The sequence below is a fragment of the Actinocatenispora rupis genome (assembly GCF_016861975.1).
GTDB classification, from domain to species: Bacteria; Actinomycetota; Actinomycetes; order Mycobacteriales; family Micromonosporaceae; genus Actinocatenispora; species Actinocatenispora rupis.
Genome location: NZ_BOMB01000041.1, coordinates 99,855 through 119,821, shown reverse-complemented (window position 1 = coordinate 119,821; position 19,967 = coordinate 99,855). Strand labels below are relative to the sequence as shown.

At 72.2% G+C, this 19,967-nt stretch carries 20 protein-coding genes; 12 read left to right on the top strand and 8 right to left on the bottom strand.

Going from position 1 to position 19,967, the window contains the following annotated elements:
- Positions 1–125: 125 nt before the first annotated feature.
- Positions 126–1,577 carry a purine-cytosine permease family protein gene (locus Aru02nite_RS31280; protein WP_239077065.1) on the top strand — a complete coding sequence of 484 codons (1,452 nt, stop codon included), beginning with the start codon at positions 126–128 and terminating at the stop codon, positions 1,575–1,577.
- A gap of 61 nt (positions 1,578–1,638) precedes the next feature.
- Here the strand turns inward: Aru02nite_RS31280 and Aru02nite_RS31275 are convergent, their stop codons facing one another.
- Together Aru02nite_RS31275 and Aru02nite_RS31270 are read right to left on the bottom strand one after the other, a co-directional pair.
- A complete protein-coding gene (locus Aru02nite_RS31275; RefSeq protein WP_203663707.1) occupies positions 1,639–2,637 on the bottom strand; it encodes a glycoside hydrolase family 113 protein in 999 nt (332 codons plus the stop codon).
- A gap of 5 nt (positions 2,638–2,642) precedes the next feature.
- Complete coding sequence (locus Aru02nite_RS31270) at positions 2,643–3,275, bottom strand: VC0807 family protein (protein WP_203663705.1); 633 nt, start codon at positions 3,273–3,275, stop codon at positions 2,643–2,645.
- Between the two features lie 115 nt (positions 3,276–3,390).
- Here Aru02nite_RS31270 and Aru02nite_RS31265 point away from each other — a divergent pair, with 115 nt between their 5' ends.
- Complete coding sequence (locus Aru02nite_RS31265) at positions 3,391–3,993, top strand: TetR/AcrR family transcriptional regulator (RefSeq protein WP_203663703.1); 603 nt, start codon at positions 3,391–3,393, stop codon at positions 3,991–3,993.
- 74 nt (positions 3,994–4,067) lie between these two features.
- On the opposite strand, the gene Aru02nite_RS31260 is transcribed toward Aru02nite_RS31265, so the two are convergent.
- Positions 4,068–5,147: an AI-2E family transporter gene (locus Aru02nite_RS31260; RefSeq protein ID WP_203663701.1), complete on the bottom strand. Its 1,080-nt coding sequence runs from the start codon at positions 5,145–5,147 to the stop codon at positions 4,068–4,070.
- Positions 5,148–5,479: 332 nt separating this feature from the next.
- On the opposite strand from Aru02nite_RS31260, the gene Aru02nite_RS31255 reads away from it, so the two are divergent.
- From Aru02nite_RS31255 to Aru02nite_RS31240, 4 genes are all read left to right on the top strand, one after another.
- Positions 5,480–6,613, top strand: a complete 1,134-nt coding sequence (locus tag Aru02nite_RS31255; protein WP_203663700.1) for a hypothetical protein — start codon at positions 5,480–5,482, stop codon at positions 6,611–6,613.
- A 304-nt stretch (positions 6,614–6,917) separates the two neighbouring features.
- On the top strand, positions 6,918–7,901 hold the full coding sequence (locus Aru02nite_RS31250) for an endonuclease/exonuclease/phosphatase family protein (protein WP_239077064.1): 984 nt from the start codon (positions 6,918–6,920) through the stop codon (positions 7,899–7,901).
- 196 nt (positions 7,902–8,097) lie between these two features.
- Positions 8,098–8,559 carry a hypothetical protein gene (locus tag Aru02nite_RS31245; protein ID WP_203663698.1) on the top strand — a complete coding sequence of 154 codons (462 nt, stop codon included), beginning with the start codon at positions 8,098–8,100 and terminating at the stop codon, positions 8,557–8,559.
- Between the two features lie 151 nt (positions 8,560–8,710).
- Entirely contained in the window at positions 8,711–9,664 is a 954-nt protein-coding gene (locus Aru02nite_RS31240; RefSeq protein ID WP_203663697.1) for a phosphotransferase family protein, read from the top strand.
- A gap of 31 nt (positions 9,665–9,695) precedes the next feature.
- Here Aru02nite_RS31240 and Aru02nite_RS31235 read toward each other — a convergent pair whose 3' ends face one another.
- Positions 9,696–10,712 carry a zinc-binding dehydrogenase gene (locus tag Aru02nite_RS31235; protein ID WP_203663696.1) on the bottom strand — a complete coding sequence of 339 codons (1,017 nt, stop codon included), beginning with the start codon at positions 10,710–10,712 and terminating at the stop codon, positions 9,696–9,698.
- A gap of 35 nt (positions 10,713–10,747) precedes the next feature.
- Entirely contained in the window at positions 10,748–11,122 is a 375-nt protein-coding gene (locus tag Aru02nite_RS31230; protein ID WP_203663695.1) for a MerR family transcriptional regulator, read from the bottom strand.
- Positions 11,123–11,378: 256 nt separating this feature from the next.
- Here Aru02nite_RS31230 and Aru02nite_RS31225 point away from each other — a divergent pair, with 256 nt between their 5' ends.
- The 3 genes from Aru02nite_RS31225 to Aru02nite_RS31215 all read left to right on the top strand — a co-directional run bounded on the left by Aru02nite_RS31225 (position 11,379) and on the right by Aru02nite_RS31215 (position 14,243).
- Positions 11,379–12,944, top strand: coding sequence for an Hsp70 family protein (locus Aru02nite_RS31225; protein WP_203663694.1), 1,566 nt, complete (start codon positions 11,379–11,381; stop codon positions 12,942–12,944).
- A 196-nt stretch (positions 12,945–13,140) separates the two neighbouring features.
- On the top strand, positions 13,141–13,797 hold the full coding sequence (locus Aru02nite_RS31220) for a sensor histidine kinase (protein WP_203663693.1): 657 nt from the start codon (positions 13,141–13,143) through the stop codon (positions 13,795–13,797).
- Positions 13,798–13,886: 89 nt separating this feature from the next.
- Positions 13,887–14,243 (top strand): hypothetical protein, encoded by a 357-nt coding sequence (locus Aru02nite_RS31215; protein ID WP_203663692.1) that lies wholly within the window; start codon positions 13,887–13,889, stop codon positions 14,241–14,243.
- A 378-nt stretch (positions 14,244–14,621) separates the two neighbouring features.
- On the opposite strand, the gene Aru02nite_RS31210 is transcribed toward Aru02nite_RS31215, so the two are convergent.
- On the bottom strand, positions 14,622–15,275 hold the full coding sequence (locus Aru02nite_RS31210) for a LysE family translocator (RefSeq protein WP_203663691.1): 654 nt from the start codon (positions 15,273–15,275) through the stop codon (positions 14,622–14,624).
- Between the two features lie 99 nt (positions 15,276–15,374).
- Between Aru02nite_RS31210 and Aru02nite_RS31205 the strand changes: the two genes are divergently transcribed.
- On the top strand, positions 15,375–15,902 hold the full coding sequence (locus Aru02nite_RS31205; RefSeq protein WP_203663690.1) for a CGNR zinc finger domain-containing protein: 528 nt from the start codon (positions 15,375–15,377) through the stop codon (positions 15,900–15,902).
- Positions 15,903–16,127: 225 nt separating this feature from the next.
- Here the strand turns inward: Aru02nite_RS31205 and Aru02nite_RS31200 are convergent, their stop codons facing one another.
- Positions 16,128–17,051 (bottom strand): aldo/keto reductase, encoded by a 924-nt coding sequence (locus Aru02nite_RS31200; RefSeq protein WP_203663689.1) that lies wholly within the window; start codon positions 17,049–17,051, stop codon positions 16,128–16,130.
- Between Aru02nite_RS31200 and Aru02nite_RS37360 the strand changes: the two genes are divergently transcribed.
- Positions 16,993–17,472: an Lrp/AsnC ligand binding domain-containing protein gene (locus Aru02nite_RS37360; protein ID WP_308446285.1), complete on the top strand. Its 480-nt coding sequence runs from the start codon at positions 16,993–16,995 to the stop codon at positions 17,470–17,472. The two genes, Aru02nite_RS31200 and Aru02nite_RS37360, sit on opposite strands and share 59 nt — an antisense overlap.
- 117 nt (positions 17,473–17,589) lie before the next feature.
- Complete coding sequence (locus Aru02nite_RS31190; RefSeq protein ID WP_203663687.1) at positions 17,590–18,477, top strand: aminoglycoside phosphotransferase family protein; 888 nt, start codon at positions 17,590–17,592, stop codon at positions 18,475–18,477.
- 399 nt (positions 18,478–18,876) lie between these two features.
- Here Aru02nite_RS31190 and Aru02nite_RS31185 read toward each other — a convergent pair whose 3' ends face one another.
- On the bottom strand, positions 18,877–19,902 hold the full coding sequence (locus tag Aru02nite_RS31185) for a hypothetical protein (protein WP_203663686.1): 1,026 nt from the start codon (positions 19,900–19,902) through the stop codon (positions 18,877–18,879).
- Between the last annotated feature and the right edge of the window lie 65 nt (positions 19,903–19,967).

Sequence of the window (19,967 nt, the reverse complement as noted above, 5' to 3'; positions counted from 1 at the left end):
AATCGCGCGCCGTGATCCGCGGCATTGACAGGTGTCGTGGCGCGGCTTAGCGTCCTGCCTCGCAGACACGTCGAGACAGGTGAACGATGATGGCGGATTCCCCGGCAGTACAGGAAAACCGCTCGGTGCGGGTGGAGACCCACGGTCTCGACGTCATCTCCGACGCGGAACGCAAGGGTCGGCCGCGGCACCTGTTCTGGCCCTGGTTCGGCGCGAACGTGTCGATCCTCGGCCTCAGCTACGGCGCGTTCGCGCTGGGTTTCGGGATCTCGCTGTGGCAGGCGCTGGTGGCCGGCGTGGTCGGCATCGTGTTCTCGTTCCTGCTGTGCGGATTCGTTGCGGTGGCGGGGAAGCGCGGTTCGGCGCCGACGATGGTGCTCAGCCGCGCCGCGTACGGGGTGCGCGGCAACTGGCTGGCCTCGGTGGTGTCGTGGCTGTTGACCGTCGGGTGGGAGACGGTGCTCACCGCGCTGGCCACGATGGCGACCGCGACCGTGTTCGGCCGGCTCGGCTGGGGCGGCGGTACCGGGACGAAGGTGGTGGCGCTGGTCGTGGTGAGTGCCCTGATCGTCGTCGGTGGTGTGATGGGCTTCGACGTGATCATGCGGTTGCAGACCATCATCACCGTGGTCACGGGTGTGCTGACCATCGCGTACGTGGTGCTGGTCGCCGGGCACGTGCACTGGCACACGGTCGCCGCGATCCCGGCCGGCTCGGCGCAGCAGTTCATCGGTGCGGTGGTGTTCATGATGACCGGCTTCGGCCTGGGCTGGGTGAACGCCGCGGCCGACTACTCGCGGTACCTGCCGCGCCGCTCGTCCGGGCGTGCCGTGATCGGGTGGACGACGTTCGGCGGTTCGGTGGCGCCGCTGCTGTTGCTGGTGTTCGGCCTGCTGCTCGCCGGGTCCTCGGCGACGCTGGGCAAGGCCGTCGCCGCGGACCCGATCGGTGCGCTGACCACGATCCTGCCCACCTGGTTCCTCGTACCGTTCGCGGTCGTCGCGATCCTCGGCCTGGTCGGTGGCGCGGTCCTGGACATCTACTCCTCCGGCCTGGCGTTGCTGGCGGCCGGTCTGCGGGTACCGCGGCCCGCGGCGGCGATGGTCGACGCGGTACTGATGGTCGCCGGCACGATCTACATCGTGTTCGTCGCCGGTGACTTCCTGGGCCAGTTCATCGGGTTCCTGACCACGCTCGGTGTACCGATCGCGGCGTGGTGCGGCATCATGCTCGCCGACGTGGCGCTGCGCCGCCGGGACTACAGCGAGTCCGACCTGTACCGCCGGGACGGCCGGTACGGTGACGTCCGCGTGGTTCCGGTGGTACTGACGGTCGTGGCGACCGCGATCGGCTGGGGTCTGGTGACGAACGCGTCGGCGAGTTGGCTGACCTGGCAGGGCTACCTGTTGGCGCCGCTGGGACTCGGGGGTCGTTCCGGCGCGTGGGCCGGCGCGAACCTCGGTGTGGTCGTCGCGCTGGCGCTCGGGTTCGCCGGCACGCTGGCGCTGTCGTACCGGCGGGTCCGCGCGCAGGAGTCGGCGCTCCGGCCGGTGCCGGAGGACGTCGCCCGGGCATGACCCGGCGTCCGGCCCGACGAGCGAGTCGGTTGTGCGGCAGGGGATCCGTACGGTCGGTGTGTCAGCCGTCGTCGCGGCCCGCGTACGCGTCGGCGAGGGCGTGGAAGGCGGCCTTGCGGTGGCGTTCGGTGCCCGGCCCGAGCCGGACCAGGCCGTACGAGGCGAGGTCGAGGTCGTGGCGCGGGTCCGCCCGGTACGGGAAGGCGTAGCCGGCGAACGTGAACCAGAACGCGGTGTCCACGCCCTCGGCGTCGAACACGGCGAGCAGTTCGCGCAGGTACCGGGCCTGTTCCTGCTCGTCGCGGACGTACTCGCCGGACAGCCGGGGCGGGGTGGTGGTGCGGTCCACGACCAGCCAGCCGCGCGCGCCGAGCGCGGCCGCGCCGCGGAACGTGCAGCAGCCGAACTCGGTGACGGCCACCGGCTTGCCGTGCCGGTGCAGGCCGCGGATCTCGTCGGCGAACGTGGCCGCGTTGTGCGCCGCCCGGTACGCGTCGACCCCGACGTGGTCGAACGGCGCCCAGTCCACGCCCTCGTACGCCAGCGCGGCGTAGGTGACCGGACCGCCGAACAGCGGGCGGACCGCGGCGAGCACCGTACCGAGGAACGCGTCGAGCCGTCCCGGTACGCCGGCGAGCAGCGCGGCCCGGTCCGCCGTGGGAGCGGTCAGCAGGGCCAGCCGGGCGTGCAGGTCGGCGCCTGGGAGGAAACCGGGCGCGAAGAGGCTCAGCTCGGCGCCGAGGACCAGCACCACCTCGGCGCCCTGCCGGCGCAGGCGTTCGGCCCGCCGGGCGCAGTCGGCGAACAGGTCCAGCATCTCGCCGGCGGGCACCTCGCACGGGAACGGCGCGTACCAGACCGCCAGTCCGGCCTCGGCCGCGCAGCGGGCGGCCACGTCGAGGCGTTCGGGATCGCCGCCGGTGACGCGGACGGCGGTGCAGTGCAGGTCCGCCGCGATGACGCGCATCTCCTCGCGTACCGTCGCCGGGTCGAACTCGGCGCGGGTCGCGTGGCCCGCCGGGTACGCGCCGGTGTCGTAGTTGATTCCCTTGCCCCGCATGGCGATCAGGCCGTTTCGGGCGTCGCGCTGTGGGTGGCGGCGCGCTGCCGGCGTCGGCGGTACCACAGCGACCAGGCGACCAGCAGCCCGACGGTACCGACCTGCAGCGCGGTCGACAGCGCGGCGGTCACGTCGACGGGCAGCAGGTAGATCAACGGGAGCCGGACGATCGCCTCGGCCAGGAGCCCCGCGCCCCAGACGAGACTCATGAGTACGAACACGCGCCGGAACGCCGGCCGGGTCCGCCACATCCCGTCCCACCGGGCGAGCAGCTCGGGCTTGCCGGCGTTGAGCCGCCGGAGCATCGAGTACAGGACGGGACGGCCGACGGCGACCGAGCCGAGCAGCAGCAGGCCGAGGCCGCCGGACACGATCGACTCGCGGGCGAGCAGGATCCGCGGGTCGCCGGTCAGCAGCGACGCGACGAGCAGGGCGACGAACCCGCCGACCACGACGGCGGCGACCCCGTCGAGCCGCCGCCGCGTCACCCCGACGTACGCCAGGCGGAGCAGCCCGACGACGCCGCCGGCGGCCAGCGCCGGTTCGACGTCGAGCCCGATCGCGCGGGCCCCGTAGTACGCCGCGGCGGGCAGCCCGACGTCGGCGACGAGCCCGAGTACGAGTGCGCGCTTGTCCATCTCACGACCTCCCGAAGCATTTAGGATACGGACTCGTATCTTACAGATTCGCTCAACGGCCGCAACCGGGATGCGGTAAGGTACGGTCAGGTATCCTTCTCAAGGGGGCGCGGTGGTGGAGAGTGGCACGGAGGCCAAGGCGACCCGCCGCCGCGGGGCCGCGCTGGAGGCGGCGGTCCTGCGCGCGGCGGCCGAGGAACTGGCCGAGGTCGGCTACCCCGGGCTGACCATGGACCGGGTCGCCACCCGCGCCGGCACCAGCAAGAACGTGATCTACCGCCGCTGGCCGAACCGGGCGGCGCTGAGCATCGCCGCGTGGCGCTCGATGCTGCCGACCACACCGGAGGACGTGCCGGACACCGGCGTCCTGCGCGACGACGCGCTCGCCATGCTGCGCCGCTTCAACGACCGGATGTCCACCCCGCTCGGCGCCGTACTGCGCGGGCTGCTCACCGGCATGCAGGACGATCCCGAGCGGCTGCGCGAGATCCGCGAACAGCTCGTCCGCGCCGGCGTCGGACCGTGGCTCACGATCCTGGCCCGCGCGGTGTCGCGCGGCGAGGCCGATCCCGCCGCGCTGACCCCGCGCGTGGCGACCGTCGCGGTCGACCTGCTCCGCAACGAGTACGGGTTGAACGGGGTGACCGCCGCCGCCGACGACGTACTCGTCGAGATCGTCGACGACGTCTACCTTCCGCTGGTCCGGCCCCGTACCTGACGGGTGGTCGTACCCGGGACGCGGTCGACGTCGCATGCTTCACAGCCATCGGGCTGCGTGCACGCTGGTCGGCGTTACGACGCCGACGGCCCGGTACCGGCCGCGGCCCTGGCGGGCACCGTGTCGTGGGGCCGGGCGGAGAGCAGGTGGGCAGCCCAGCGGGTCTGCGGGGCGGTGTCGACCAGCAGCGCCTTCGCCAGCAGGGTCAGCGGGATCGCGAGGACGGCGCCGAGCGGGCCGAGTACCCAGGTCCAGAAGACCAGGGACAGGAACGTGACGGTGACCGACAGGTCGGTGCTGTCACCGACGACCTTCGGCTGGATCAGGGACTGGATGACGAAGTTGATGACGCAGTACAGCGCGATCACCAGGACCATGGTGCGCGGGCCGCCGTCGAGCAGGCCGAGCGTCATCGGCGGTACCAGTCCGATGAAGAAGCCGATGTTGGGGATGTAGTTGGTGACGAACGCCAGCAGCGCCCACAACACCGGCAGCGGTACGCCCAGCGCCCACAGCGCGAGCCCGTCCACGACCGCCACGACCAGTCCGAAGATCGTCGACACGAGCATGTACCGGCAGGTGCCGCGGGCGAAGGCGCGCAGCGCGGCGGCCAGGTTCGGCCGGTCGACGGCGAGGGAGGCGAGACGCCGCGGGTACCCGGCCGCCTCGGCGCCCATGAAGAACAGCAGCGCCAGCAGGAACACCAGGTTGGTGAGCAGGGACGCCACGGAACCCACGACGCTGTCGGCGAGCGCGACGAGCCGGGCCGGGTCGAGGTTCGCGACGGTCGACGCGATCTCGTCGCCCGTGACGCCGAGGCGGGCCAGCCCGTCGCCGATCGCGTCGAGCAGCTGCCCGGTCTCGTCGGCGTACGTGGGGAGCAGGGACGCGAGTCGCGCCACCGAGACCACCAGCGTCAGCGCGCCGACGGCGAGCACGGCGTACAGGACGAGCAGCAGGGCCAGGGTCGACAACCAGGCCGGCCAGCCGTGGGCGCGGAGCCACCGCCCGACGGGTGCCACCGTGACGACCAGGACGAGGGCCAGCGCCACCGGAGCGACGATCCCGGCGGCGAGGTGCAGTCCGGCGGTCACCACCACGATCGCCGCGACGGCGCCCAGCGAACGCTCGACGCGCCTTCCGTTGGTCTGCACCCGCTGATCGCATCACATCTGCGCGGGGCGTACCCGGTCAATGCGGGAACGTGCCGCTGCCGGAGCCGTGCACGGTCTCATGTGGACGGTCGTGGTCCGCCTCGGGTCGGGCGTCATGTCGGGGAAGTGGCGGTCGATGGCCCCCGAGGAGGATGCGCCGACGTGGCCACGGCATGAGCCGGCCCAGCCGAGCGCCGTCCCCGCTCGGCGTTGGCGCGTCCCTCGGCGCGTCGCCGCCCATCCAAACAGCCGCAAAATACACTCACCGTACCTGCGTAGGCGCCGAAAGTGATGATCTGATGGTACGAGCGGTCGCGACATCGAGCTCGGTGGTGAAGGCCCTGGTGGTCGCGGGAGCGTTGGCGCTCGCGCTGGTCTCGGCCGGTGTCGTCGCCGGAGGCCGCGGGGAGGCGGCCGGGCCGGCCACGCCGCACGCGAGCAGTACGTGGGCGCGGCTGGCCCTGGACCCGGCCGTCTACGGCTCCGGCGCGGTGTCCGGCACCCTGACCGAACTGTCCGCGAGCGGCGACCAGGAAAAGGACTGGGACATCACCACCGGCCCCGGTTCCGCCATCTCGCCGAACGTACCGTCGTCGACCGGTACCGCGGAGGTCAACACCACGACCAACCCGTCGTCGGCGCGCGCCCGGGCCGACGGCGCCTTCACCGAACTCCTCGTACCGCAGCCGACCGGGACGACCGGGCCGGCGCAGGTGATCAACCAGTACGGGACGCCCGAAGCCAACGGGCTGACGGCGATCCTGTCCGTGTCCACCTGGCAGAACAGCGTCAACTGCACGTACCCGAACGAGCCGATCTTCCTGACCAGCGCGGTCGCGGTCAGCGTACTGGGGCAGGCCGTCACCGTCTCCCCGCAGCGCACCACCGACACCTTCGACCTGACCGGCGACTTCGGGCCGGGTACGTCGGGCGTGCAGGTGAGCGTGACCAGCCAGCAGCTCCAGGAGGTCGCCGGCCTCATGGGGCACGCCGAACTGGACCTGTCGGCCACCGCGCAACTGCTGGACGAGGCCGGCCAACCGACCGGCGACACCGTCTCCCTGTTCGACCTGGTCCTCGGCGACGTACGCATGGACTGTTCGCCGGCCAGTCCCAGCCCGTCGCCGACTACGACGGCCACCATGACGCCGAGCGAGTCGCCCAGCGACTCGCCGACCACGTCGGCGTCGCCGTCCGCGAGTGCCTCCGACTCGCCGTCCTCAGCGCCCAGTACCAGCGGATCGCCTTCCGGCTCGCCTCCACCCAGCGGTACGCCGTCCGGCTCGCCCAGCGTCCCGGTGCCGCCCGGGACCGGTTCGGCCGGGCCGGGCGGGCCCGCGGCGTCCGGCCCGGGGCCTGCGCTGCCGATCACCGGCACGAGCCTGCCGATACTGTTCGGTGTGGCACTGGGGTGCATCGGGCTCGCCGTGACCCTGTTGGTCGCCGCCCGCCGACGCCGCAGCTGACCTCGGGCCGGGTGTGGCCCGGCACCACGTTCGGGCGAGGACTCGCCGGTAAGTGACCGTTGAGGCCCACGGGCGACTGCCGACGCGGAGGCACTCCTCGCGGCGCTGTCGCTCGCGCGGGTCGAGCCGTGCGGTGGCGAGGATCCCGAGTACGAGGCGGTGGTCGACTGCGTGCAGCCGTACGTCAGCGTCGGCCACGGCGGCGCCGTCGACACGATCACCACGCGGGGGACCGCCGGACCTGTCATCGGCGTATCGACAACCGCATACGTTCCGGCAACATCGGGGCGCGTTGACTGGCCGCATGTCCACGACCCTGCCCCGCCTGACCTCACCCGCACCGCCGCACCGGTACCGACGTACCCGCGTCGGTCCCTGGCGCCGCGGCCTGGTGCTCGCGGCGCTGGCGCTGCTGCTCGGCCTGCTCCTGGTGGGACACACGTGGATCCCGAACCGGAACGGGCACCTCGGCAGCCTCGTCGAGACGTTCCTGCCGTGGTACGGCCTGGTCGTGCCGGTGCTGCTCGTCGGGGCGCTGTGCCGCCGCTCCGCCACGGCGGCGGTCGCGGTGCTGGTGCCGGCGCTGGTGTGGCTGAGCCTGTTCGGCGGGCTGCTCGTCGACAAGGCCGGGCCGGGCTCCCAGCTCACCGTGGTCAGTCACAACGTGGGCGCCGGCAACCCGGACCCGGCGCACACCGCTCGCGTACTGGCCGCGTCCGGCGCGGACCTGGTGGCGCTGGAGGAGCTGACCCCGCAGGCCACGGCCACGTACGAGGCGACGCTGGCCGGGACGTACCGGTACCACGTGGTGCGGGGGACGGTCGGGATGTGGAGCAGGCTGCCGTTGTCGGACGACGGGCCGCCCGGCCAGATGGACCCGTCCCGGGCGATGCGCGCGACGGTGACCACGGACCACGGGCGGCTCGCGGTGTACGTGGTCCACCTGTGGTCGGTACGCGTCAGCCCGGGCGAAGGATTCTCGGCCGGCGGGCGGGATGCCGGCGCGGACGCACTTGGCGCGGCGCTCGCCGCCGATCCGGCCGAGCGCGTCCTGGTGCTCGGCGACCTGAACGGCACGCTGAACGACCGGGCGTTCGCCGGCCTCACCGCGCAGCTGCGTTCGGCCCAGGCGGTCGCCGGTCACGGGTTCGGCTTCAGTTGGCCGGCCACGTTCCCCGTGGCCCGGATCGACCAGATCCTGGTACGCGGCGTTCAGCCGACACGCTCGTGGACGCTCCCGGCCACCGGCAGCGACCACCTGCCCGTGGCGGCCGGGATCCGCTGGTGACGTCCCGCCGCGGCGCATCAGCGCCGGAGCGAACGAGGGCCATCGGCACGCGGTACACCATGATCGTCTGTCCGACAGCTTCCGTGAGCGTTTCGGTTCAACGACCGGCGACTGGTGAGGTGACGGTCCCGTCCAGGTGTTTCACACCGGCTCATCGGCGGATGTGGCGGGGTGCGGCCGCTGCTAAACCGGTCTGGTGACCACCGACCAGTACGGCGTTCCGCACGCCATGTTCGGATACATCGATCCTGACTTCGACTTCTTCGGTCTCATCGGCCGCGTTACAGCTCTCACCGCTCTGGTCGAGCTTCGGCTGTGGCATCTCACCACCGCTCTTCACCAGAAACCGCAGGAGGAGTTCGCGACCAGGTCCGCGAGCGACCTCGTTCGCCTGTCGAGAGACGCCCTCGCCACGGAGGATCCGGCGTCGCGAGCCCTCGGCGAAGCCGTGTTGGAGCGCGTACGCGCCGCCCTCGATCGTCGCAACGCTGTCGTGCACAGCGTCTACCCGTCGCCAACTCCGAACCTCGTGTACGGCTGGCGGGGCTGGCAACCGGTCGCGGAGATCAGGACGAGCGAGCGCGAACTGCGCGGGCTGATCACCGAACTGGTGGCGCTCGGCGGTGATCTCGGCGACCTGATGGTCCGGGTGTGGTGACACGTACGCCGGCGCAGCGCGTCGAACCCGTGTGCCCGGGGTGGTGCCCGCCGCGTCGGCACACGGCTGGGTCACGGCACTCGCACCGCACACGTCGACCGTCCCGGGGAACTCCGGTGCATCGACGCTTCGCGGGCTCTAGGTTCGTGGGATGAGTGCGGACGAGGACGTGCCCTTCAGCCTGTCGTACCTCGGCGCGCCGACCGGTCCGATGGTCCGTGTCCACGGCGGGTACGCCAACCGGACGTACCGGCTCGACACGGACCAGGGGTCGTTCGCGGTGAAGGAGCTGAACGTTCTCGACCGCCGCTGGACGTACCGCGCCGAGGACGTGTTCGGGTTCGAGCGGGCGGCCTTCGCCGCCGGAATCCCCATGCCGGAGCCGATCTCGGCCAGCCATCACACGCTCGTCCACCGGTGGGTCGAGGGCGAAAGGGTGCCCGAGGCGCCCGTGCCGCCGGCGTACGCGTTCGAGATCGGTGAGATCCTCGCGCGCGTCCACGCGCTCGACGTCGCGTGGCGGCATGTCCCGACCGAGGAACCGGTGGCACGGGACTGGCCCGAACTCGCCGCGCGGGCGACCGCGACCGGACAGCCGTGGGCCGACGAACTCGCCACCCAGGTCGGGACGTTCCTCGCGATGGCCGACTTCGTCGACACCTGCGAGCGGCCCGGACCGGTCGTGCTGACGCACCGGGACATCCAGCCGTGGAACCTGCTTGCTCGACAGGGGCGGCCGGTGGTGCTCGACTGGGAGCTGTCGGGGATGCTCGACCTGGCCGGCGAACTCGGCTCGACCGCGCTGAGCCTCGCGAAGGGGCCCGGCTTCGACGATGTCCGGCCCGCCATCTTCCGCACGGTACTCGACGGCTACGTGGCAGGCGGCGGAGCGCTGCCGCCGTGGGGCCCCAGTTGGTTCGCGTACGTGATCGGCGGGTGGCTGGGGCACACCCGGTGGAACGTCCTTCGCTGCCTCGCCGGCGTCGAGCCGGGCACCGGCCCGGATCTCGCGCTGTCGCACCGGTCCGTACGCGACGGGGTGCGCGGCCTCCCCGACCTGTTCGGCCAACTTCCCGAACTCGACGCGCTGCTCCGGTGCCAGTGACCGCTCACCCGCCGCTGACGTCGGACAGGCGTCAGCGCCAGGGGTCGAGCGCGAGCTTTCCCCGAGTACGGCCGGATTCGAGTCGCTGCAGCACCGTCGCCCCCTCGGCCAGGGGGTGTACCTGCGCAGCGGACGGCGCGTACACGCCGCGGGCGACGAGGGCCTCGATCTCGCTGAGCAACGACCGGTAGAGCGCCGGTGCCGCGGCGGCGAGTGCACCGATGTGCAGTCCCTTGAGCTGTACCTGGTGGGTGAAGACCAGCTCGTGGGTGGTCAGGGTGGCGTCGCCGGACGCGGCGCCGTACACGACGATGCGTCCGGTGAAGGGCTTGGTGACGGCCAGGCTGGCGGCGAACGTGGCCCGTCCCACCGATTCCAGGACCAGGTCGACGCCGCCGGTCCGGCGGGTGATCTCGGCAGCCAGGTCGGGCCGTCGGCTGTCCAGTACCTCGTCGGCGCCGAGAGCCGTGACGGTGTCGTGCTTCTCCGGCGAGGCGGTGGCGACCACGCGCGCGCCGTAGTGACGGGCGAGACGGACGGCGGCCTGCCCCACGCCGCCGGCCGCGGCATGGATGAGGACGACGTCACCGGATCTGAGGCCACCCAGCGGTTTCAGCGCCGCCAGGGCGGTGATCCAGTTCAGTACCAGGCCGAGGGTTTCGGCGTCGCTCCAGCCGGACGGTACGGGAAGTGCACCCGCGGCCGGCATCGTCATGAACTGCGCGAAGGCGCCCGGGCCGGCGCCGACCACGTGGGTGCCGGGCGGCAGCGGGTTCTCGATGCCCGCGCCGGCCCCGACGATCTCGCCGGCGGCCTCGAAACCCGCCACGTACGGGGTTTCCGGACCTCCGCCGTACGTTCCCCGCGTCTGCATGACGTCGGCGAAGTTGACCCCGGCGGCACCGACACGGATCAGGTAATCGTCAGGCCCCGCGGTGGGGCGCGGTCGATCGGTCGTGAGGGTCAGGTCCTCCGGTCCCCGATGTGTCCGCTGGACCAGCGCCCGCATCGTCTGCCCGCTGGTGTTCCGCCGCCCGTTGGTGTCCATGCGGCGACCGTAGGACCCTGACACTTACGTCAAGGTCAAGTACGGTCCGCGCTCGGCACCGTGCGCCCGCGCAGGTACGCGTCGAGCGCCGACTGCTGGGCGCTGAGCGTCGCGATGCGGGCGGCGAGCCGATCGCGGAAGCCCTGCACCTCCCGCAGGAACTCGGCGCACACCGGATCCGTGCCGGTGGTGGACCCGTCGCCGAGGTGGGGGAGCAGTGTCCTGATCAGCCGCACGGGCAACCCGGACTCCAGCAGCGTACGGATGACGAGTACCCGGTCGATCGTGGACTGGCAGTAGTCGCGGAACCCGTTGCCGCACCGGCCCGGGACGATCAGCCCCTCATCCTCGTAGTGCCGCAACGATCTCGCACTCACACCGCTGGCCCTGGACGCGTCGCCGATCTTCATACCCGGAGCCAACGCCGGAATGCACCGCAGGCTTCCGCCCACACCGTCGACGGGGACGATCCGGCGTCGGCAGCATGCCGCCCGGCCGCCGTCGCCGCCCACATCGTCGGAACGCCGTCACCGCACCACTTCCCGGCGGTACCACGTCCATCCCGGGCGACGGCGCCAGTGTGTCGGCGGCGCCGGGAAGTATCGCCATGGACGCCGGGAGCCGGCGCGCACCGGGTGCGATGCGGCTCGTTGGTAGGTTGCGGCCGTGACGGATGCGGCGCTGGCGATCGACCTGGGTACGTCGAACACGGTCGCCGCGGTGCGTCGACCGGGCGGGCGTACCGAGCAGGTGTTGTTCGACGGCTCGCCGGTACTGCCGTCCGCGGTGTTCGGGCAGGACGACGGGACGCTGCTGGTCGGGCGCGACGCGCTGCACGCCGCTGCCTCGGCACCGGAGCGGTTGGAACCGAACCCGAAGCTGCGGATCGACGACGGCACCGTCCTGCTCGGTACCGAGATGCCGGTGCCGGAGCTGTTCGCCGCGGTGCTTCGCCGGGTCGCCGAGGACGCCGACCGGTGCACGCCCGGCGACATCGGCACCGTCGTGCTCACCCATCCCGTCACCTGGGGCACCCGACGCCAGCAGACCCTCGTACGGGCGGCGGAACTCGCCGGGCTGCCGGAGCCGATCCTGCTCGCCGAGCCGATCGCCGCCGCACGCCACCACCTGTCCGACCACGCCGTCGACCACACGGCCCCGCTGATCGTGTACGACCTGGGCGGTGGAACGCACGACGTGTCCGTCGTCCACCGCGACCAGGTCCTCGCCTCCGACGGTCTGCCCGACACCGGCGGGCTCGACATCGACGCCGCCATCCTGGCCCACCTGGACGCCACCTACCGCCACCGGAACCCCGACGCCTGGGCACGCCTCCGTCACCCGGCGACCGCCGCCGACCAGCGGCACCGACGTCACCTCCTCGACCAGGTACGTACGGCCAAGGAACTGCTGTCCCGATCCGCGCAGACCTTCGTGCACATCCCGCTGCTGGACATCGACGCGCCGCTCGGCCGCGAACAGCTCGACGCCATCGCCCAGCCAGTCGTCGACCGCACCGTCCGCGCGACCCGTGCCGCCCTGGCCGCCGCGGGGCTCGATGTTCCCCCACGCGCCGCGCTGTACCTGACCGGAGGCGCCAGCCGCATGCCGCTGGTGGCCAGCACGCTGCACCGGGCGCTGCGCGTCCCGCCGGCCGTCACCGAGCAGCCGGAACTCGCCGTCGCCCGCGGCGCGCTGGTGGCGCTCGCTCCCAACGCCGGGCCTCGCGAGCCGGCCGCGCATCGGGTCGCCGTCCGACCGGATCCGCGCTCCGCTCCCCACGCCGACGGAGCCGCGCGCTCCTCTCCCCACGACGACGGAGCCGCGCGCCCCTCCCCACACGACGACGGAGCCGCGCGGTCCTCGGCCGCTGATCGAGCCCGTACCCCACCGGAACCATCGCTCCTGGTGCCACAGCCGACCATCCGACCGAGCCGCGCCGAGACCGCGAACCAGGACGCCGAGCATCTTCCGGTACTGCTCTGCGTGACCACGCTCGCCGGCGGCCTGCTCATCACGTCCGGATTGATCTACGCATCCGACCTCGCGTGGTGGGCGGCAATCCTCTGCGCCGTGTTCAACACGATGAGCGCCGTCATCGTCTGGGCTGGCGCCGACGCCCTCATACAGCGGTTCCTGCGCCACGACGACAGCTCGAATCGCGCAGCCATCGTGATCGCAGCGGCCTACTACCTCGTCACGACGGTGGCGCTGCTGATCCGCGCGAGCTGAAGCGGCCCAGTGTGTGACCAGCCTCAACTGTCGGCCGTGTGGTGCGGGCACTGGCGCGGGTCGCCAGGGTTGAGCGTGACGGCGTCCGCGTCGGTGACGCCGTACTGGCGGTCGTCCTGGCTGTGCTGTCGGTGGTGGCCGAGGACCCGTCCGCGGGGGTGCGCCACCTGGACCCGGCCGGGTACGCGTTGACGGTGTGCTGCGCGCTGGCGGTGTCGCTGCGGCGGCGGTGGCCGAGGCGCAGCGCCGACGCGTCGCCGCGGAGGAACGGCTCCGGCTGGCCCGGGAACTGCACGATGTCGTCGGGCACAGCATGGCGAGCATCGCGGTGCTGTCCGGCGCGGCGCTGCACGTGCTGGATGCGGACCCGTCGCCGGTGCGTACGGCGCTCACCTCGATCCGTACCACCAGTCGGGACGCGGTGGCCGAGCTGCGGGTGGCACTGGGGCCGCGGACCGAGGGCGGTCCCGATGTGCGGCCAGCCGAGCGGGTCACCGGGCTGGACCGGTTGGACGACCTGCTTGCCGCCGTACGGGCCGCCGGTGTCTCCGTCGACGTGATCCGTACCGGCTCGGCGACGTTGGTGCCGGCGGTCGATCACGCGGCGTACCGGATCGTGCAGGAGTCGCTCACCAACGTACTGAAGCACGCCGGTCTCGGTGCCGCCGCCACGGTGCGCATCACGTACCGGGACGGCCTGGTCGAGATCGAGGTGTCCAACGTCGGCGACGTGCCCGCGCTCGACGCCGGTGGAGCCGTACGGGATCGAGGGCAGGGACTGACCGGGATGCCGGGTCCGGTCTGGTCCGGCCGCGCCTACTCCCGACGGAGTCGCCCGCGCCGGACGGCGTAGCCGGCAGACCCTTCCGCGGGCCGAGGAACGGACCGGCATCGAGCACGAGGCTCGGGGTGAGTACACACGCCCCGAGAACGATCGACACGGTGCGGCGCTGGCCCGCCATCGCCGCGCTGACCTGGGCGATCGGATACACCCTGGTACGCCTGTACTGGGCGGTCGGCGGCCGGACCGGCTACCCCGGGCCGGGCGGCGTGCCGCACGGCATCGACGACCCGGGCGTACCGACCGGCGTGCCTGGACCGTTCGACTGGCGTGGTGTGGCCGCCGGGCTGGTGCTGGTCGTGCTCGCACTGGCGATGCTGCCGCCGCCCACCGGCCCGGCGTTCCTGCGGACGTACCGGCGCCTCCGACTGCCGAGGCCGGTGGCGATCGCCGGGTCGTGGGCGGCGGCGATGCTGTACTTCGCGATGCCGATGTTGATACTCGACCTTTGCGGCTGACCCCGTTGGCGTCCGTCGCCGTCGACCCGGTCCGGTTCGCCGCCCGGATCGTGCTTGCTGTCGACGCAGCATCCCGTTCGTGTTCGTGGCCCCGCAGGCGCTGTACGACATGTTGCGCGGTGCACCCGCCCAAGGCTTGTCGAACTGGGTTTTCGCGTGGCGTACGGGTCGTTCGCCGCCTGGGGCGTGGCACTCGCGGCGGCGACCCGCCAGTACTCCCGCACCACCGGCCGCGCCTGCGTCGCGGTGCCGGCCGGTGACCGGTGCGGGGACGCCGCAGGGTACCCGCGCTGAGATGGTCCCCGGCTACGCCCTGCCTGCGGTACGCCGGGAAAGGTTGGTACGCAAGGGATCGGGCCGCAGCGGCTGCGGCGTGCCCTAGCTCGGCCGCCACCCGGTCCCGGTGGACGTGACCACGTCGGCGACCAGGAGCGCGGAGAGCACCGCGAACGTGAGGCCGGCGAGGACGGTACGCACCTGGCCGGCTCGCGTACCCGGTGCCAGCGCGGCGCCGAGTCGCCCGGCGGTGAGCCCGATCGTGCTGTCGACGGCGAGCCCGACGAGCAGGAACAGCACGCCGAGCAGCAGGAACTGTGCGGTCACCGAGGCGTGACCGGGGCGTACGAAATGGGGCAGGAAGGCGGCGAAGAACAGGATCACCTTCGGGTTGGTCAGGTTGGTGAGCGCCGCGCGCACCAGCAGGCGGCCGTCTCCGGGGGCAGGGGCGGCGGCGGGCGCCGCGGCGCGGGCGGATCGCAGCGTGCCGACCGCGAGCCAGGCGAGGAAGCCGGCGCCGGCCAGGCGTACCACGACGAGCGTCCAGGGTGCTGCGGCGACGACCGCGGCGAGACCGAGCGCTGCGGCCGTCACGTGTACGACCATGCCGAGCGCCATGCCCGTCGCGGACAGCACGCCGGCCCGCGCGCCGCGCGCGGTCGCGGCGGCCACGATGTACGCCATGTCCGGTCCCGGCGCGATCGTCACGAGGAGCACCGCGAGCAGGTAGCCCGGGAGTACCGCGGGGTCGATCATCATCCGCTCCGTAACGCACTGACTTCACTTAGCACCGTACGCCCGGCGGACCGCGCCGCGCAACGTACTTCGGGATTCCAGTGCGTTACACTGAGAGGCATGTCGGTGATCGTCGAACCGATGCCGCTCGCGTCGCTGGTCACGCTCGTGAACGAGTGGGGCACCCGGCCACGCGAGGTCGCCGGCGAGCAGACCCGGCCGTACCCGGCGGTCGCCGGGCTCGACCTCGGCGTGCCGTCCGGGATCGACAGCGACGACCGGGCGCTGACCCGCCTCGCCGACCGGATATACCCGGTCTTCGCCGCCACCGGCGGGCGGGAGCGGACCGAACTGCTGACCGCGCTGCTGCGCGCCTCCGGCGTACGCCCGGTCGTGCATCTCGCCGACGGGCGGCCGGCCGCCGGCTGGTCGGTCACCGCCCCGCGGTACGCGATCGCCGCCGCGGCCACGCTGGCCCTGCGCGACCACCTCGCCCGTTACGGCGGCGCCCGTCTCGGTACGTGCGCCGGCCGGGACTGCGCCGACGTCTACGTCGACGCCTCGCCCACCCAGGACCGGCGGTACTGCTCGGTCACCTGCCAGAACCGGGCCCGAGTCGCGGCGTACCGGGCGCGGCAGCGCGGCTGACCCCGCGGTGAAGGGCGCTGGTACCGCTCGTGGCCTGCGCCCTGGTACCGGTGTCGTTGGTGCTGTCCAACGGCACCGGCCGCGGCAGGTCGCCCCCGCCGACGGGCGCGACACCGAGTCTCGTCGGCCAGCGTGCCTACCTACGCCACGCTGGCCGGTCCGGAGACGCACCGACTGTCGTCGAGTTGTCGACCTGCACCATTCACGTTCGCTGGGGGCGTCCCTTCACGCCGCGTCCAAGGTGGCCATGTCGTCCTCGGTGAGCGTGGTGGTCACGCCGGCCCAGCCCTGCTCCAGCTGTTCGATGGTGCTCACTCCGACGATCGGGGTCAGCCGCGGCCGGCCGGATGCGAGCCAGGCGAGGACGACCTGCCCGGGGCGCAGGCCCCGCTCGCGTGCGACGGCGGTCAGGGCGTGCCGGCGTCGCTCGTTGCCGGAGTGCTGGTACTCCTCGCTCAGCGGTCGATCGGTTCGGTCGTAACCGCCGAGCAGTGTCGCGGTGTAGACCCAGCCGGAGATGTCCGGGTTCCTCCGCAGGAAGTCCAGGCCGTCGTCGCTCAGCATTCCGAGCGGAATCGGCTGACCCTCGACCGGTTGCCTCGGCAGCGGTTGGAAGTAGGAGTAGCGCTGCTGGTACGCACTCGGTTGCGTGAAGCCGTCTCGTTCGGCTGTGGACCGGATGCGTTCGAGCAGCCACGACGGATGGTTGGAGATCCCGTAGCGGCCCACCAACCCGTCGGCCACCAGACCGCCGAACGTTGCCACCAGCTCGTCGACCGACACGGTGGGATCCTCCACGTGGGCCCAGTAGAGATCGACCGCGTCGACCCCGAGTCGCTCCAGGCTCGCCTCAAGGGACCTGCGTACCGCGTCTCGACCGAGTCCTTCCAGGTGGTCGGGGAAGCCGCCGCGGCGGGTCGGCTGCGCGCCGACCTTGGTACTGATGCGTACGTCGACTCCCGGGTTGGCGCGGAGCCACCGTCCCAGCAGCGCCTCGCTCTGACCGCCGAAGCCCGTGTCGGAGGTCCAGAAGCTGTAGTTGTTGGACGTGTCGAGCCACCGACCGCCGAGCTCGGCGTACCGGTCGAGGATGGCAAAGGCCGACCGCTCGTCGACCCGGGTGCCGAAGTACATCGTTCCGAGAGCCATGGTTGCTGCGTGCATGGACGCACGTTCGCACCTGGACCGCGCTCCAGGTCAAGTACCAGCAGACGGGGTGCGAGTCGTAGCTCGGGAGCGCCCTACTGCGTCCCGACGACGCTCCGGCGCGCAGTCGACGGGTCCCCCGATCGCACCGGTCGCTGTGCAGCCGCGCCCGCCGGACCGTGCGGTGATCGAAGCGTTCCAGACGTTCGTGGCGAGTCTGCCGGAGGTGGTGTCGTACTTCGTCATGTCCGGCAGCGACGACTTCCTGCTGCACGTCGCGGTCGCCGACAACGATCAGCTCAGCGCCTTCATCCTGGATCGGCTGACGCAGCGGCGGGAGATCGTGCACGTGCGTACCTCGGTGATCTTCAGCCACGTCCGGCGGCCCGTCGTCGTACCGCTGCGGAGCGGCGAGGATTCCTGACCCGTCGGTACGCGGCAGCCAGGCCGAGCCGCGTGCTGCTGCTCGGGGCCTGCGATCCGCGGCCCGGTCCGGTTTTCGGGTTGACCAGCGACCTCGACCTCCATCTAGGCTGGCGGCTTGAGCTTCGAGATTCCCGACCAGGTCCGCAGGACGGTCGTCGCCGACGGGAACGAATCCTGGCTGGACGAGCTGCCGGGTGTGGTCGAGTCGCTGGCCCGGGAGTGGTCCCTGAGGATCGGGTCCAGCCTTCCGGGCGGCCACGCCGCCCTGGTCGTCGGCGTCACGCTGGTCGACGGGACGCAGGCGATCCTCAAGATCGGTGTACCAGGCCGGGACGTCGGGCCCGAAGCCACGGCGCTGCGCATCGCGAACGGAGAAGGCTGCGCCCAGCTGTTGCGCGAGGACCTGGGCCGACGGGCCCTCCTGCTGGAACGCCTCGGGGCCCCGATGTACGACACCGTGACCGATCCTGCCAGCCGCCACACCTTGCTGTGCGATGCGGCGGTACGCCTGTGGCGCCCGATCGGTCCCGACGTCGACCTGCCCACCGGCGCGAGACTGGCCGAGCAGTACGCCGATCGGCTGCCGAGGCTGTGGGAGCAGGCGGGGCGACCGTGCTCGCCGGCCACGGTGGCGGACGCGCTGGAGTGCATGGATCGTCGGCGTCGTGCCCACGACGATCGCACCGCGGTACTGGTCCACGGTGACGTTCACGAGATGAACGCGCTGCAGGCGGATGACGGCAGCTACAAGCTCGTGGATCCGGCCGGGTTGCGGGCCGAGCCGGCGTGCGATCTCGGCACCATCGTGCGCTGCAACCCCGACCTCGGCGACGACCTCTGGGCGCGAACCGAGCAGCTGGCGTCCCGTACGGGCGTGGATGCCACTGCCATCTGGGAATGGGGAACCATCCACCGGGTCGTCAGCGGCGTCTACGCCTGCAGTATCGGCTTGCAACCCTTCGGCGACCTGTTGCTCGCCGAAGCGGACCGCCGCACGGCGTAGCCCCTCCGTCTGTCCACTGTCGACACTGAGCAGGCCACCGCGCACGGTCTCCACATCGCGCAGCAGTCTCCACTGTGGGAACCGGTGCGCGTCGACACCCGGTACGACACGACGCTGTTCGCGGCCGGCGGGGTTCGCCTCCCGGATCGTCGCGTTCCTCGACGAGCTGCACGAACGGCCGCCCGTCGCCTGTCCGACGGACGGTGAGCCGCCCGCGTGGCGGCCGCCGCGTGGTTCGAGGCGGCACGGGATTCCCTTCGGTGCCAAGGGTTTCCGGCTTCGTAGCCCGGCCGAGCATGCGGTACGCGAGCGGGTCGAGCGCGGCGACGGCGCGCGTGCGCCGCTGCGTCGCCGAGTGCGGACCAACGCCACCGCACCGCAGGCGGGACAGTCTCGCGGTCAGCTCACCTGGACCAGTGGAACTGCCTGGCGGGCGAGTGAGGTGGCGAGCCGCTCGCCATCGGTACCGGTCGCTTCGATCGTGACGATCGCGTCAGCCCGCCGTACCAGGACCGTGTGGTCGTCGGGATCCTCCTTGGTGCCGGCGCACGCCTCGTCGCCGAGGTGCTGTACGGCGACGGCGTTGAGGTCGGCGCACGCGGTGGCGAAGTCCCGCATCGTGACCGCGACCGGGGAGGAGAACAGGATGCCGTGGTCGTGGTCGACGGTGGCGCTCAGATAGCTGACCGGCTGCCCGTCGCTCCGGTCCTTCGACCAGAACTCGCAGTCTTCGTAGTGCGACATCGTGGTGGAGCCCGACGGGCCGTACCGCACGGACTGGTACTCCTTGAGCGCGGGTTGGAGGAGCGCGCACGCGTGGGGCGTCGACGTCGCGGTGGCCGTCCACGGGCCCACGACGCCCCCGGACAGCGTTGCCGTCATCCCCAGCGCAGCCAGCAGGACGGGCACCCACAGCAGGTACGCCAGGGAGACGGCGGGCCGCAGCGCCGGCCTGGTCGCCCCGACCGGCAGCCAGGCTTGAATCTCGGCCAGCTCGCGCCGGAACCGCTGGTCCGGCCACCACGGCGGCGCCACCGGCCCGGCGAGCGTCACCGCGCGCCCGTGTCGTCGGGACAGCCGTACGTTCCACCCGACCGGCGTCCACCGTGCCCGTACACCGGTGACCTCGGGCCATGGGACCGCGACGGTCGACCGGGCCGGTCCGAACGGCACGTTCGTGATGCCGCCGGGGCCGACCAGGACCCGGCTGCGGTCGGTCGCTGCGACGAGTACCGCGGCCAGCACCACCACGAAACCCATCAGCGCCAGTACGAACAGCAGCAGCGTCACGTCCAGCGGCCCCGCGTCCTGCCCGGTCAGGAGATGCAGGATCGCGGTGAGCGTGAGCACCATCGGCAGTACGCCAAGCGCAAGCAGGGCGTACCGCCCGCGGTGGTTCCGGTACTCGGTGGGGGCAGGCGTCATGGCGGCCATCGTCTCGGGCCGACGCAAACGCCACAGCCACCGCTGTCCGCTTCGCCCAGCGCCGG